Annotated in this window: 15 protein-coding genes and 1 pseudogene; 5 read left to right on the forward strand and 11 right to left on the reverse strand. The window is 37.4% G+C overall.

Annotated features, from left to right (window positions below; genetic code table 11):
• Positions 1-186: 186 nt before the first annotated feature.
• The 5 genes from ACJDU8_RS10585 to ACJDU8_RS10605 all read right to left on the reverse strand — a co-directional run bounded on the left by ACJDU8_RS10585 (position 187) and on the right by ACJDU8_RS10605 (position 5,077).
• A complete protein-coding gene (locus ACJDU8_RS10585) occupies positions 187-1,368 on the reverse strand; it encodes a M20 metallopeptidase family protein (protein ID WP_406792126.1) in 1,182 nt (393 codons plus the stop codon).
• 31 nt (positions 1,369-1,399) lie between these two features.
• Entirely contained in the window at positions 1,400-1,684 is a 285-nt protein-coding gene (locus tag ACJDU8_RS10590) for a hypothetical protein (protein ID WP_406792127.1), read from the reverse strand.
• Positions 1,685-1,782: 98 nt separating this feature from the next.
• The gene (locus tag ACJDU8_RS10595) at positions 1,783-3,162 is read right to left on the reverse strand and encodes an aminotransferase-like domain-containing protein (RefSeq protein ID WP_406792128.1); all 1,380 of its coding nucleotides are present in this window, start codon (positions 3,160-3,162) and stop codon (positions 1,783-1,785) included.
• A gap of 418 nt (positions 3,163-3,580) precedes the next feature.
• Positions 3,581-4,453, reverse strand: a complete 873-nt coding sequence (locus tag ACJDU8_RS10600) for a DMT family transporter (protein ID WP_406792129.1) — start codon at positions 4,451-4,453, stop codon at positions 3,581-3,583.
• A gap of 84 nt (positions 4,454-4,537) precedes the next feature.
• Positions 4,538-5,077, reverse strand: a complete 540-nt coding sequence (locus ACJDU8_RS10605; RefSeq protein ID WP_406792130.1) for a prolyl-tRNA synthetase associated domain-containing protein — start codon at positions 5,075-5,077, stop codon at positions 4,538-4,540.
• Between the two features lie 126 nt (positions 5,078-5,203).
• Here ACJDU8_RS10605 and ACJDU8_RS10610 point away from each other — a divergent pair, with 126 nt between their 5' ends.
• On the forward strand, positions 5,204-6,070 hold the full coding sequence (locus ACJDU8_RS10610; RefSeq protein ID WP_406792131.1) for a LysR family transcriptional regulator: 867 nt from the start codon (positions 5,204-5,206) through the stop codon (positions 6,068-6,070).
• Here ACJDU8_RS10610 and ACJDU8_RS10615 read toward each other — a convergent pair.
• Positions 6,036-6,197 (reverse strand): annotated as a pseudogene (locus ACJDU8_RS10615) (hypothetical protein); the annotation flags it as partial. The gene ACJDU8_RS10610 and the pseudogene ACJDU8_RS10615 sit on opposite strands and share 35 nt — an antisense overlap.
• A gap of 20 nt (positions 6,198-6,217) precedes the next feature.
• Here ACJDU8_RS10615 and ACJDU8_RS10620 point away from each other — a divergent pair.
• A complete protein-coding gene (locus ACJDU8_RS10620) occupies positions 6,218-6,394 on the forward strand; it encodes a hypothetical protein (RefSeq protein ID WP_406792132.1) in 177 nt (58 codons plus the stop codon).
• Between the two features lie 73 nt (positions 6,395-6,467).
• Here ACJDU8_RS10620 and ACJDU8_RS10625 read toward each other — a convergent pair whose 3' ends face one another.
• Positions 6,468-7,673 (reverse strand): MFS transporter, encoded by a 1,206-nt coding sequence (locus ACJDU8_RS10625; protein WP_406792133.1) that lies wholly within the window; start codon positions 7,671-7,673, stop codon positions 6,468-6,470.
• 171 nt (positions 7,674-7,844) lie between these two features.
• Here ACJDU8_RS10625 and ACJDU8_RS10630 point away from each other — a divergent pair, with 171 nt between their 5' ends.
• Entirely contained in the window at positions 7,845-8,705 is an 861-nt protein-coding gene (locus tag ACJDU8_RS10630) for a LysR family transcriptional regulator (RefSeq protein ID WP_406792134.1), read from the forward strand.
• 160 nt (positions 8,706-8,865) lie between these two features.
• Here the strand turns inward: ACJDU8_RS10630 and ACJDU8_RS10635 are convergent, their stop codons facing one another.
• Positions 8,866-9,927 carry an aldo/keto reductase gene (locus tag ACJDU8_RS10635; protein ID WP_406792135.1) on the reverse strand — a complete coding sequence of 354 codons (1,062 nt, stop codon included), beginning with the start codon at positions 9,925-9,927 and terminating at the stop codon, positions 8,866-8,868.
• Between the two features lie 188 nt (positions 9,928-10,115).
• Between ACJDU8_RS10635 and ACJDU8_RS10640 the strand changes: the two genes are divergently transcribed.
• Complete coding sequence (locus ACJDU8_RS10640) at positions 10,116-11,075, forward strand: AraC family transcriptional regulator (RefSeq protein WP_406792136.1); 960 nt, start codon at positions 10,116-10,118, stop codon at positions 11,073-11,075.
• 471 nt (positions 11,076-11,546) lie between these two features.
• On the opposite strand, the gene ACJDU8_RS10645 is transcribed toward ACJDU8_RS10640, so the two are convergent.
• Positions 11,547-11,795 (reverse strand): hypothetical protein, encoded by a 249-nt coding sequence (locus tag ACJDU8_RS10645; RefSeq protein WP_406792137.1) that lies wholly within the window; start codon positions 11,793-11,795, stop codon positions 11,547-11,549.
• Between the two features lie 209 nt (positions 11,796-12,004).
• Here ACJDU8_RS10645 and ACJDU8_RS10650 point away from each other — a divergent pair, with 209 nt between their 5' ends.
• Complete coding sequence (locus tag ACJDU8_RS10650; protein WP_406792138.1) at positions 12,005-12,271, forward strand: hypothetical protein; 267 nt, start codon at positions 12,005-12,007, stop codon at positions 12,269-12,271.
• 281 nt (positions 12,272-12,552) lie between these two features.
• Here ACJDU8_RS10650 and ACJDU8_RS10655 read toward each other — a convergent pair whose 3' ends face one another.
• Complete coding sequence (locus ACJDU8_RS10655) at positions 12,553-13,005, reverse strand: TetR-like C-terminal domain-containing protein (protein WP_406792139.1); 453 nt, start codon at positions 13,003-13,005, stop codon at positions 12,553-12,555.
• 40 nt (positions 13,006-13,045) lie between these two features.
• The gene (locus ACJDU8_RS10660) at positions 13,046-13,876 is read right to left on the reverse strand and encodes a nitroreductase family protein (RefSeq protein WP_406792140.1); all 831 of its coding nucleotides are present in this window, start codon (positions 13,874-13,876) and stop codon (positions 13,046-13,048) included.
• Positions 13,877-14,021: the final 145 nt, after the last annotated feature.

The raw sequence follows: 14,021 nt of genomic DNA on the forward strand, positions 1-14,021 counted from the left end.
GCTACTACTTATTTTTTTACCTTTGATTTATTTATGGATAACTTACCTATAGCTGCACCATCTATAATAAAGATAGCACCGAGTTATAGCATGGAAATATGAAGTGCTCGGTCCCTGCACCGCAGGGGATATTACATTCCTTACGATGCAGTCCATGTGGAACACATATACATTTACAAAGACAAATTAATGTTCAGTCTTAAAGTAGTTAAGTGCAATCTCGCATAATGCTTTTACGCCGATAGTCAAACATTCCTCTGGAAACAAGAATTTTGGATTGTGAATCTCAATAACTGGCTCATTAGGTTCTTGACTGCCGATCAACATAAAAATGCCGGGGACATAATCTAGATAGACAGAGAACTCCTCACAGCCCATAGTAGCAGCATAGTTTGCAGTTACCTCTTCTCTACCGAAAGCATTTACCAATACATCTGTTGAGAACTCAACAAAACTAGGATCATTCACCAAAGGAGGCATCACGCGAACATAATCCATTGAGTAAGTAGCTCTAGCAGATTTAGTTACTCCATGGGTAATTTCTTCAATTCGCTTCTGTATAAAATTGCGCACATCGTGATCAAAAGTACGCACTGTTCCATGCATCGTAACGGTTTTGGATACAATATTAGCTGCTGTGCCATATCCCATTTTTCCTATTGAAACACAGGCGGGAATCATAGGGTTGATTTCACGACTGACAATTTTCTGTATAGCAAGGATCAGTTCCGCCGCCACAGGCAGTGGATCAACCGACATGTGCGGCCATGCTCCATGACCAGCGACACCATTTACTTTCAGCGTGAACAAATCGCTGCTAGCCATAACAGGACCTGGACGTAAACCTAGTTTGCCTTTAGGAATGTCATGCCAGATATGTGGGGTGATGATGACATCCACATCTGGATCTTTCAAGCCGCCGGCTGCCACAATTTTTGCTGCACCGTCGGTATTTTCTTCTGAAGGCTGAAATATAACTTTAATATTACCATTCATCACATCTTTATATTGCATTAGAATTTTTGCTGCACCCAAAGTGACTGTCATATTGCCATCGTGTCCGCATGCATGCATATGGCCGGGTATCTCAGAAGCATAATCAACACCAGTTTGTTCAGGAACTTCCAAGGCATCCAAACAAGCCCGAAGAGCAAAGGTAGGGCCTTCATTAGCTCCATACATAACACCAATCACTCCGGTACCACCTATACCGGTAGTAACCTCATAACCGCAATCTTTCAAATAATTCGCCACTTTGTCAGCAGTATAGTATTCTTCGAATCCCAGCTCGGGATGCTGATGCAAATCACGGCGAATAGCAATCAGTTCATCCCTAATCTCCTCCACTTTTTGTTCAAGCTTAGTCATAACAATTTCCTCCTAACTTTATAATTTGGGGTTACTTGATGATATCAAGGTTCTTACCGACTCTTCCAAAAACTGCAATTGCTTCATCTAGGTCCTCTTTTTCATGCACGGCAGATGTCATTACACGCAAGCGAGCCTTTCCCTTTCCAACAACGGGATACTTAATAGCCTGAACAAAAATCCCATTTTCAAAAAGCGTATCACTCAAAATCTGCGCCTTGTCCTCATCACCCACCATAACTGGAATAATTGGTGTCTTAGTTGTACCATCAAGATTAATCTTCCTGCCTTGAGGCCCGTAAACAGTTCTAAACATCAATATTCCCCCTCCATTGTGCTAATTTTGTATTTGATATTATAATACTACAAAAGCGTACGCCATATAATATCTAAATTGTATGGCGTACGCTTTTCTCATTTATATAATTGCTGCAAAAGTTTTAATCCTCGTTCTAATTCACTAATTGATCCAGGAGCACAGATAGCTATACGGACAGCTTTTTCTGGAACAGTATTACCTACTGCAAATCGTTCAGCGGCATAAACTTGAATACCCTTCTGCAAAGCCATTTTTTCAAAGTTTGTTCCTGTGAAATTAGGGGGAAGATATAACCAACGAAAAATACAATTTTCATCACCTCTACATACAGATGATAAGAAATATTTGTTTACTAATCTGTTTCGCTCCTTTGTTTTCTTTTTATGATTTTCAATAATCGTATCTATTTGGCCTGAAACAATAAGCCGAGCTGATAGCTCAGTCATTAAGGGCGAAACGGAAACATTCAGGTTATATAGTGCAAGAGAAAGTGACGATTTAAGTGTCAACGGCACAACTACATAACCCAGCCGCAAGCCAGGTGCTACAGTTTTTGATAGGCTTGCGATGTAGATTGATTGTCCCGGCACCAATGAAGAAATTGGCAATATGGGCTTTTCATTCATTAGATGATAGGTGGCATCCTCAATCAGCCAAATACTTTGCTCTTTCACCACAGTAGCAATTTCTTTTCTTCGTGACAAAGTCATTGTCTGTGTAGTCGGATTTTGGCAGTCAGGAATAAGATAAACACCATTTAAGTTTTCATTTTTACAATAATAGCGGAGTGCTTCGAAATCCATAGAACCATTTTTGGCTTTGATGGGAACCAATTGGATACCAAGCATATTCGCTGCTGTCTTTATTCCAGAGTATATATGATCGTCAACACCTATTTTATCACCATACCTGAATATCCCTGCAAGAATAGCGACAATGGCGTTTTGGCCGCCACTTGAAAACAAAATATGTTCACGACTTGTTTCGTAACCACATTTCTTGATAAACATAGCGGCGGCATCTTTTTGCCAATATGCATCATTGGGGCGATTATAGGAAAACCATTTATTTGCTATTGGCTGGTTTATCATACTTTTTAATAACTGTACCAAGACTTCATTTGATGAATTTTCTGGAACGGTAGCACCCATCTCAATAAGATTATGAGGATTACCCTCTGTAAGCAAACAGGCATTTGTAAGTGCATCATAGGATACAAACGTACCGCTCCCAATGGTAGCACTTAATAATCCTTTCAACTCACATACTTTGAATGCCTTTGAAACTGTGCTAACATTCAAATCAAGATAGTCAGCCAATTCCCTTTGTGGAGGCAATTTTGTACCGGGAAGAAGAACCCCGTTTATAATATCTTGTTCTAATTGCTTCGCTAAAGTACGGTATAAAGATTTTTCATTTTTGTCTATTGTCGGTTTCCACGACATAGGGTAATTTTCAAAAGAGTTAACAGGCATGAGACTCACCTCCATACCATACAATTGTACAAGTGTATGGTGATTATGTCAAGCAATCTAACACTAGAAACGTAGGAGTAGAAGTCTCCGTTTTTTCATGCCATTTTTGGGTACTCCGCTAAATGGCAAGTAGGACAAGTGTATTGACATTTGCATTCATATAAGAAAAACGAATACTTACTGTTAGCAGAAAATTTATTGATTTTCCCGTATGAAAGCAGCGTAATAATTGTTGTAAGCCAATTTAAAACGATTTTACCGTTTACTCCCATTGTCTACAAATATATAAAAAGAAGTACATAATCAGATTGTTTTATCTGCCCATGTACTTTGGCCTTAATTATTCCTTCAATGCGTTGTGAAAAAACATATTTCTAGCAATCTTTACTTAGTGCTATATAATGAATTTTTTTAACAGCTAACACCTATTTAACTTTGATTTATGTATGGACAATTCACCTATAGCTGCACCACCTATAATAAAGATAGCACCAAGTATTTGTACCCCCGATAACCTTTCTTGTAGAAAGAGCGCCGAGAAAACTAAAGCGGATAACTGCTCTAAATACCCACAAATCCCAACAGACCCAGCGGGCAACTGTTGAATGGATGAAAAATAGAGATAGCAGCCTATTCCTGTATTTATAACTCCTAAAAATAAAACAGGAAAAATGTTTTGCATTAAGGAAGAAATAACAAGCCCCTGCTTTATCTGCATAAAGATTGCTACAGTTAAAAAACTAGCGATTAGTTGAAGCATGGCATTTTCTAACCCTGTAATACTTTTTGCTTTTTTATTGAAAATAACCATAAAAGCGTACATAACCGCTGAAAGGATACCGCAAATCAGTCCCCACGAAAATCCGTTTTGTCGTAAAGTATTTCCATTAACAAAGAACATTCCAATTAAAGCAATACAAAATCCCAATATTCTCAAAATACTCAAGTGTTCATGGAAAAGCAATGGAGCGAACACCATCACAATGACTGGGCCACAACAGTAAATGAGTGTAGCAATGCTCACGCCAATTTCCGCATATGCCTCATAGAGGAACATCCAACTTATTCCCATTGCCATGCCAGAAATAATTAAGAATATAAAATGCTTTTTGTTTTGAAGGCCTTGTAGTTTACCTTTTGAGAGTATGAAAACTACAATAAGAAATAAGCTGCCTATGAAAGCTCTCAAAAAAACTATTTCATAGCTGTTGAGTAAAATATAACTTGCAACAATTCCATTAGAACCAAACAGTAATAATGCTAAAAAGTACTTAAAATATATTCGTGTCATCATCATCTTCTACGCTTGTTATAGGTGCTTTCTAACAAAGAGCTTCTAACTTTCACAACAATTCTATTTTGATACAGCCCCATATTACACCTGGATAATAGACGGTGTATGCTCCACAAATGGCAGAAAATCGTGAATGATTTGTGCTGTTCTGATTTTCATATAACCGGTAGTTGTACCGTCGCTGCACCCATACCATTCTTCAGCCACAACATCTTTGTCAAAAACAATTTGTACAGCATTATTGTTGTCAAGCATGGCACTGAAAACAGTTGCTGCACCGATTTTAGTTTCCAACATCTTTTCCATTAAATACTCAGGAGCAAAGGAAACGCGAGCCACCCCCAAAGCATTGCTGAAATCCTTTGAGCTGAACGACTTATCTCCTTTCGTAATGAACAGATAAAAAACTGTTTGCTGTCGATTGCAAAGAAATAGAGTTTTTACCATCTTCATATCTAATTTTTTATCAATATAAACACAATCTTCCATTGTAATTGCTTCGTCTGTAGCAACACGTTCAAATGGGATACACAAGTTGTGTAATACTCTATACGTTTCCTTTTGTAGTGGGGTATCAAACTTGTCTGGCGGCGTTGTATAAATATTACTTACAAAAAACATGATTTATTCCATTCCTTTCTCTTGAAAACTCTATAGCCATAGTGTATCATAAGCTCATAAATTACAAAAGCGAATGTTTATCATAATAAAGATGATAAAATCAGATGAATATGAGGTAAACATAGTATGGATATGAACATTCAAAAATATATGGCATTTGTTAGGACTGTTGAATATGGGAGCTTCACAAAGGCGGCGGAGATGTTGAACTATTCCCAATCTGGTATTAGTCGTATGATTAACGATTTAGAAAAAGAATGGGGTGTATCACTTCTTGAACGTGGACGCTCTGGTGTACGATTAACTTCAGACGGTTTAAAATTATTACCCTTTGCTAAAAGTGTGTGTAATGAATATCAGAAGTTACAGACGCAAGTTGAAGAATTAAACGGATTGCAATCTGGACTTATACGAATAGGTACATTTTCAAGCGCAGCAACTCATTGGCTCCCGAATATCATTAAAGAATTTCAAAAGGATTATCCTAATATTGATTATGAGTTGCTATTGGGCGACTATACAGAAATAGAAAGCTGGATTTTAGAGGGGAGCGTAGATTGCGGTTTTCTTCGACTTCCTACACTCCCAGAGTTTGAAACAATTTTTTTGGAACAGGATAAACTACTTGTGGTTTTACCTGAAAATCATCCACTTGTAGATTGCGAATATTTCCCAATGAAGGCATTATGTGATTATCCTTTTATGCTGTTAGAAAAGGGTGCACAAGCAGAAGTTTCAGAGATATTTGAACGATGTAACATTTCTCCTAAAGTTCATTTTACAACATGGGACGACTATGCCATTATGTCTATGGTGGAAAGCGGTTTGGGAATTAGTATTTTGCCACAGCTTATTTTACGGCGTATTCCTTATCGTATTGTAGCAAAAGAGTTAGAAGTGCCTGCCTATCGAAAAATTGGATTGGCACTAAGAAATAAAAAGAGTACATCACTTGCAGTCAAGCGATTTTTAGAGTATATAGAGTATAGATAGCCTTGATATTATAATACTTGAAATAGGACACTGCTGCAGTTTTAAACATGCTTTTTATGTTGTCATAGAGTCTTGTTTCTGTAATGCAGACCACAAGACTGGCGCTGTAGGAAACAGGCGAGCATCTGTCCCCAAAAAGGACCTACTATGATGGCTTCTGCAGTGGCAGATAGATTTACATTTCCGCTTCTTGCCATTACCATCATGGCTGCACCAGCAATTCCCGTAGTTCCTGTTGACGTTCCAATTAAAAAAGACATCAGACAACTTATTAGAAATACATATAATATAAACAGCCCTGGGTTAATTAGCTCTATTCCGTAATATACTATGGCAGGAACGGTGCCGGCTGTAGTCCATATGGGTACTAGGGCGCCTATAATAATGAATATCCATACTATCTGTGATTTTGTGCATTAATAACTGTTGTAATTGATGGCAGTCGAGTTGAAATAAAGAAAGCTAATGCTAAAAAGCATACAATCATACCAACAACTCCATACCATCCATATGAAGACCAAAATATTCCACCGGCAGTTCCTCCAACGCTAGAGCCTACATAATAGAACAGCAAGTATAATGATGAAGCTTGTGCCTTATCATGCGTTGCTACTTTACCAATCCAACCACTAACAATTGAATGGCATCCAAAGAAACCAAAGGTCAAAAGAGCAATACCAATAATTTTTAATACCAGTTTTATATCCAATGTTATAAATGCCCCAATAAACATTGTTAAAAGTGCAATATAAAGGACTTTATATTCCCCATGAGTATCTGCCAAATGTCCCATAAAAGTAGAACTAAATGTTCCCACAACATAAATAACAAAAATAAAGCTGACTAGGGTTGAACTAAGACTATATGGAGGTTTAACTAGCTGAAAACCAATAAAGTTATACAAAGCAACAAAACTCCCCATAATCAAAAAACCAATACAATATAGGCAAATCAAATCAGGACTTTTCAGATGATTGCCCATAGATTTTAATAATTTATCTATTTCAAAAGAACGTGGTTCAAAATGTTTGGATGCCGGTAACTTGGCCCAAAATATAACGCTAGCTAGAACCCCCAAAATCCCTATACATGCTAGTGCCACTCTCCAATTAAAAAGACCAGTAATAACCCCAATAATAATACGTCCACTCATTCCACCAATAGAATTTCCGCTGATGTACAATCCCATAACCATACCCAAGCTTGCCCCATCAATTTCCTCACTGATATAAGCCATAGCAATTGCTGGTAGTCCTGCTAAAACAAAGCCCTGCAAACCCCTCAGTACAAGTAAGCTATGAAAATTAGGAACAAATGCAGATAACACTGCTAGAATGGATGATGTAAATATAGCAAAAGACATTATTGGCTTTCGTCCCAATACTTCCGATAATGAACCAAAAATCAACATGCTCACTGCTAAAACACAAGTTGTCACCGACAGTGATAAACTAGCCATAGTTGGCGAAATAGCAAATTCCCTAGATAGATATGGCATTAAAGGTTGTGTACTATATAAGATAGCAAAAGTATTAAACCCACCCGCAAATAGGGCAATACTAGCCACACGAAATTCCCTTGTATCTTTTTGAATGTAATTCATAATCCCCTCCTAGTTAAATTTAAAATATAATTAAAGTTCAAATTCATTATCCTTTGACTTTACCTGATGCCCCATGTATTATTATATCAAGAAATAATATATAAGAAAAATATCTAAAACCTATATAACATATAAGAAAATAATTATAAATAATACACAGGAGTGATTATTATGGATAACAGGCAGATGTCTTATTTTCTCGCTATCATTGAAGAATGCAGTATTACAAAAGCTGCTGATAGACTGCATCTGACTCAGCCTTATTTAAGCCAGCAGCTTAAACTCCTTGAAGATGAATTAGAAGTAAAATTGGTAGAGAGAACCACTCGCAAATTTCAAGTAACGGAAGCAGGTAAAATGCTTGCATACAGAGCCAAACAAATACTGGATTTAGCTGAAAAGACCATTAAAGAATTAAAAGATTTCAATGAAGGAATTAAAGGTACTTTATCAATTGCCTGTTTATCTTCTGCTACTGAAAATCTCTTAACACAAAAAATCTGTGATTTTCATAAAAAGTATCCAGATATAAATTTTGAAATACGTCAATGCAGCACAGATGAAATATTGGAATTGCTAAAAAGAGGCGTTATAGAAATTGGTATTGTTCGCAGTCCTTTAAATTTGGAGATTTTTGAATCTATACCTTTACCTGTTGAACCAATGACTGCAGTATCAAATGATCAAATAGACTTAGGAAAAAATGATAACTACATATCCTTAGAAGAACTTTCTACAAAACCTCTATTAGTTCACAGAAGATTTGAAAAAGACATAACAGGTTTTTTTCATAAAAAGGGATTAGAACCAAGAATACTTTGTAAAATTGAAGATACCAGATCAATATTATTATTAGCAGGACTTGGAATTGGCGTAGCAATCGTACCAAAGGATTGGACTAATCTTACACATAGGCAAAATTTAAAGTGCAAAGAGATTCCGGAACTTCAGTTAAATACAAACATCGTCATAACAAGGCTTAAAAATCACTATCTAACTTCTGTGGCCAGACATTTTTTAGAAACCTTTTAGAAAGAGTATTGATATTGATTATATTCAGTTAAAAGAGAGCTGACAACATGAATCTGCCGTCTTTATTTCGACCTCCGGATAGAATAAAGGGTGGAGGAAAATCCCCTACCCGCTAAAACGTGCATTACCAAAATAACCATTCTGGTTGGAAAGTTACCTTTCAACGATCTATTGTCTCCATAATCCAGTCGGCATAGCGTTGCCCGGAAACTTTCTCGGGAGCCAGAGCTTCATCCAGTATCCTCATTTGAGTTTCATTTAATTCTACTTCCACGGCAGCCAGGTTATCCTCCAGATGACTACGATGCTTTGTACCGGGGATCGGGATGATATTCTGGCCTTTATAAAGCAGCCACGCAAGCGCGATTTGTCCTGGCTTTACATTCTTGTCCGCTGCAATATCATACACAGCCTGCACTATTTTTCTGTTTGCATCGTAATTACCACTCTGATATCGGGGATCGGCGTGTCTGCTATCCTCGGCAGGATATTCTTCGGCGCGTTTGATCTCTCCTGTCAGGAAGCCACGGCCTAGGGGACAGAATGGTACCAGGCCGATTCCCAACTCACGAAGGACTGGAATAATTTCCGGCTCTAAATTGCGCTCCCATAGGGAATATTCACTTTGCAGTGCGGTTACCGGATACACAGCGTGGGCACGTCGTATATTGGAAATTCCCGCTTCAGAAAGACCGAAATACTTCACTTTACCCTCTTTCACCAGATCAGCTACCGTATCTGCTACTTCTTCAATCGGTACCGCCGGGTCAATACGGTGCTGATAGAGCAAATCAATATAATCTGTGTTCAGTCTGCGCAAGGAGCCTTCCACCGCTGCACGAATATTCTCCGGACGACTGTCGCGTTCGCTGCCCACTTGCTTTCCATTTTCAAAACGGAACCCAAATTTTGTGGCAATTACTACCTGATCCCGTCTGTCCTTAAATGCCTTGCCAAGCAGTTCCTCATTAGTAAAGGGACCATATCCCTCTGCTGTGTCAAAGAAGTTACATCCGAGTTCAATAGCATGATGAAGCGTGGCAATTGATTCTTTTTCATCCGCTGGTCCGTAGGACTGACTCATACCCATACAGCCAAGGCCAATAGCAGAAACCACAAGCCCCTGGCTGCCAAGTTTTCGTTTACTAACATTCATATTTTTTCCTCCTATTATTTTTTTTGCTGCTTCCAAACCTGAATTAAGTGGTATTTGTTTTGTCATAGAAAATCCCCTTTCCTTTTATTATTATTCCTTAAAACGCAGGCGTTAGGTAGTACATTTCTGCATAAAAATTGCCTAAAACCGCAAAACTGAATACTTTACCTTATTGAACTTTACCTTTGTTTAAGCTATACTTAATCGTAATATTCCATTATGTGTGATGAAAAAAATAAAGGTAGCGTGATAAAATGTTGAAACAAATGTCAAAAACAACAAATATCCCCACGTCAGATCAGAATCCTTCAAATAATCAAGAAATATTGTCCCAGCTAATTTCAATGACAAACAGGATTACTACTGCAGAAGGTACTACAAAGACAGCCCTCCCTTATCTATCGATCTGCCGCCATACCTATGAATCACCATTGATTCCAAGTGTACTTACACCAGCTTTTTGTCTTATTCTGCAAGGGTCAAAAGAACTTCACCTTGGAGAGCATATTGCACATTATTATGAAGGAGACTATCTGGCTTCCATCATTGACATGCCTGCATCCGGACGAGTGGTTGGAGCAACAAAGGGATTCCCCTATATCGGATTGCGCGTGGACTTTACAGCAGAGGAAGTTGCTTCCGTTGTGGCTGAGGCTAAAATTGAGCTTCCCTCCAGGAGCAAGAAGCCAAGCACAGCCGCGTTCATCGGAAAATCTGATACAGATCTACTTGAACTGTTCGTTCGCATACTTAGCCTCGCCCATAAGCCCGAACCTGCTCCTTTTCTGTCCGTCCTTATGATGCGTGAAATGATCTATCATTTAGTCTCAGGCAAATATGGACACCTTTTTCTTCAGCAAGCCCTCTATGATCAGCAATCTGATGGCATAGGAAAAGCAATCGGCTGGATAAAAGAAAATTTCTCCCTCCCATTTACCGCTTCCGAGCTTGCTAAGTTCAGTAATATGAGCGTATCAGGCCTTCAACATAAGTTTAAAGAGATTACAACAATGGGACCTTTACAGTACCAGAAACAACTACGTCTGCAGGAGGCCAGGCGCCTTTTGCTAACCGGATCCATGGATGTCACCACCGCCGCGCTGGAAGTCGGCTATGAAAGTCCTTCGCAATTTAATCGGGAATATAAAAGGCTCTTTGGTTTGTCCCCTCTTAAGGATATTAGAGAGATTCAAAACAATCCAATATCATATTAGCAGAATTGAGCAGTCGTACTGAGGATAGGTGATGATCTTCAGAGGAAAAAAGAATCGCATGGTTTCATTTGACACTGGAAAGCCACTTCATTTATGCCCCTGTATAAAAATAAAGGCATCAAGATTTACTGTCCTGATGCCTTTGCTTTTTCCTGTATGAAATTCCCGCTTTGGAGGTCATATCCTTCCAACGACCCTTTGTCATCACCATTATATATAGTGGTAAACCGTCTCATTTGGCCCTTTAACCATGATCTTCCATCATTATTACACACTGAACATGAGCATATGTTTAATACCTGTAACATACATAATTTAGATTGGACATATATAAGCGTGCAACCATCGAAATATGAGCACTTAAAAGAAATATTTTAACCTAAAGAATCATATCTACACACAAATGAATATAGTAAAATTTATGTGCAGGTAGCAAATTCATTTTTGCCACCATAATTTAAAAGCTACCTTTTATAAGAACATCACAATTATAATTACAACAACAAAAATAAATGCACTTGATAAAATTGTTAGTATGCCCTCTGATTTTTTATTCTTCCTGTAAAAATGTATACCATTAAAAATTTGAAAAACACCTAAAGAAGTAAGCACATAAGGCATTATCACTTTTCTATGGGTATAGCTTATTAATGCACTTATGGATAATACGATTGTTAATATCCCAAATATGAATCTAACTATTGAATATTTACTTTTCAAAGTTATCCTCCTTTTATAAGTAACTTACTATCTATCAAATAAATATTTCTGCGATAAACAACAAAACCCTTTAAAAATATAAAAATTTAATACTTTGTAATAATTAATTAAGAATTTTTATACAAGAAGAATTCAATAGCCTCAAATAAATTTTTTATTGGCAAAAGGACATAATACAAAGTAGAACCAATCTATAGGAGGGAAACAGAATGAAAAAAGTTGATGAAGCAATTAATAGAATTAGAATACTTGAGTGTCCAACGGGAGAGCTGGAAAATAGAGTTGTAGGTATATTAGAGGATTATGAAGTAGCAAATAGAGTTAAAGTAAGTATAGATAGGGATGACAACCTTGATAGGGCTAACGCCCAGGCATACAGAGTCCAAATACCAGATGAAGGACAGTCTTTTGTGGTATTAGCACGATCTAGATATGATGATTATGTAGCAAAGGTTGTAGACATTTATACTGAATAATAGATAATAATATTTAAAAACTCTTAAATTTATAATGTTGCACACAGCATGTGCTTTAGCCAACTGGTTCGTAGTTATTTGCAGTAAAGACTATAAATATGTTATCAAAATAACTAAAGCTTTGCTGCGTTGATTTTTAAGGATTTAGTGATTTCCTAAGATTTTTACTCTTCAACAGTGTTTTTAATCTTGCCAACAAATTTACTAGCAAATAAAAATCCTAATATCTCAATTTCAAATCTGAATATTTTGGCATATGGAATCTAGCGCAACGCGTTAATCTATATTCGCACAAGTGGCAAAAATATTTCATCTACAATTTTCTCTAAGAAACTTTGTGTAACGATTTCTCTACTTATAAGCATTTCTGCCCTTAACAAATCTATTGGTAATGTAAATATTATGGCTGAAATATCTGCACGTGCCTCACCGCGACCAACGGCCTGTTCTAAAATGACAGACATGCATATTAAGTTTGATTCATGTATGTGATTCTGCAAATCTAGGGATAGGTGATATCCAGTAGCTGTATCACTTAACATACCGATAACAACATCCTTTCCCATCTCTAGGAATCTAGAAACAAACCAATTCATTAACATCAGAACATCTGAGCGGGGTTTACCTGTATTCGGTATATCCATGGATTGAATAGAATCATTTCTGCGAAAAATAGCAAGCACAAGCTCAATTCTGCTGCAGTAAGCGTTGCTAATGATTATGCTCTTCCACAATCTTACCCTTCTTTTATCTATTAACGGCTTCTCTCATTCTTTATTTCCAAGTAACCTGCAAAGGAGCTCTATCCACTAACCGTTTAAAACTATATAATGGATATCCTATTAACAACCCGCCGGTTACTACTCTGTTGGGGTAAATATTGAGTATTTTTAGTAGCGGCGCATATTCATCCGTAACACAATACTCAAACAATCCTGAACAGCAGCTGCCTAGTCCTAATGTTGGGGCATATAATTGAGCATATACTAATGAAAAGTGTGTGTTATCACGGCCAAGTGCTTTTTGGTCTTTCTTAGCAGTTATTACTATTAAACACGGTGCATCTCTTAAAATAGTGTCTTTACCATCTTTACGATATTGAGCTATTGTAGAAGCAGTATTTTGAACCCATGGTGAATTCTTTAAAGAACCCACTTCTATAGCCTTCTCAGCCCAATCTGCTATCATAGAGGAAATTTGATGCAGAGTATTAGAATCATCTATCACATGATACGAGATTCCTTGAGAATTACAGGCTGTAGGTGCAAATCTGGCTATATCAAGAAGCTCAAGAACAGTAGCCCGAGGCACCCCCTTCTTCTGAAAGCTGCGCACGGATCTCCTAGAACGAAGAAAGCCCGCTGCAGTATCAAAATCTATTATATACTCTTTTTTTATTGGTATTTGATTCTGTAAAGGAGTTCTGATACTGTCCAAAGCTGCATTTGGACAAACTGCGACGCAATGTCCACATTCAATACAAAGATTCTTAGCAACTTTGGGTCCAAGGTTACCCATGACTAGAGTTCCCCTGCAGACTTCTACACATAATCCACATTTAGTACATCTCTCAGAATTAACTTTGATAAAATCAGTATTATTCATATATATCTCTCCTCTCTTAATATTCTTTTACTGTTTGGCGGAAAGGAATAAACTTTCTAGTCTTGTTACCTTTTTATTTACTACTATAAACTTCAAGTTTAAGTTTGAAAGCAAAATGATAATGTTCACTCTACTCCGTAATTTT

Origin of the sequence: Candidatus Clostridium eludens (assembly GCF_045310515.1) — a bacterium.
In the GTDB taxonomy this organism is placed as follows: Bacteria; Bacillota; Clostridia; order Clostridiales; family Clostridiaceae; genus Clostridium_B; species Clostridium_B eludens.

Bases quoted from the DNA above. Each gene is read 5' to 3' on its own strand.
- ACJDU8_RS10585 (WP_406792126.1), bottom strand. From the start codon at position 1,368: ATGACTAAGCTTGAACAAAAAGTGGAGGAGATTAGGGATGAACTGATT.
- ACJDU8_RS10590 (WP_406792127.1), bottom strand. From the start codon at position 1,684: ATGTTTAGAACTGTTTACGGGCCTCAAGGCAGGAAGATTAATCTTGAT.
- ACJDU8_RS10595 (WP_406792128.1), bottom strand. From the start codon at position 3,162: ATGCCTGTTAACTCTTTTGAAAATTACCCTATGTCGTGGAAACCGACA.
- ACJDU8_RS10600 (WP_406792129.1), bottom strand. From the start codon at position 4,453: ATGACACGAATATATTTTAAGTACTTTTTAGCATTATTACTGTTTGGT.
- ACJDU8_RS10605 (WP_406792130.1), bottom strand. From the start codon at position 5,077: ATGTTTTTTGTAAGTAATATTTATACAACGCCGCCAGACAAGTTTGAT.
- ACJDU8_RS10610 (WP_406792131.1), top strand. From the start codon at position 5,204: ATGGATATGAACATTCAAAAATATATGGCATTTGTTAGGACTGTTGAA.
- ACJDU8_RS10620 (WP_406792132.1), top strand. From the start codon at position 6,218: ATGATGGCTTCTGCAGTGGCAGATAGATTTACATTTCCGCTTCTTGCC.
- ACJDU8_RS10625 (WP_406792133.1), bottom strand. From the start codon at position 7,673: ATGAATTACATTCAAAAAGATACAAGGGAATTTCGTGTGGCTAGTATT.
- ACJDU8_RS10630 (WP_406792134.1), top strand. From the start codon at position 7,845: ATGGATAACAGGCAGATGTCTTATTTTCTCGCTATCATTGAAGAATGC.
- ACJDU8_RS10635 (WP_406792135.1), bottom strand. From the start codon at position 9,927: ATGACAAAACAAATACCACTTAATTCAGGTTTGGAAGCAGCAAAAAAA.
- ACJDU8_RS10640 (WP_406792136.1), top strand. From the start codon at position 10,116: ATGTTGAAACAAATGTCAAAAACAACAAATATCCCCACGTCAGATCAG.
- ACJDU8_RS10650 (WP_406792138.1), top strand. From the start codon at position 12,005: ATGAAAAAAGTTGATGAAGCAATTAATAGAATTAGAATACTTGAGTGT.
- ACJDU8_RS10660 (WP_406792140.1), bottom strand. From the start codon at position 13,876: ATGAATAATACTGATTTTATCAAAGTTAATTCTGAGAGATGTACTAAA.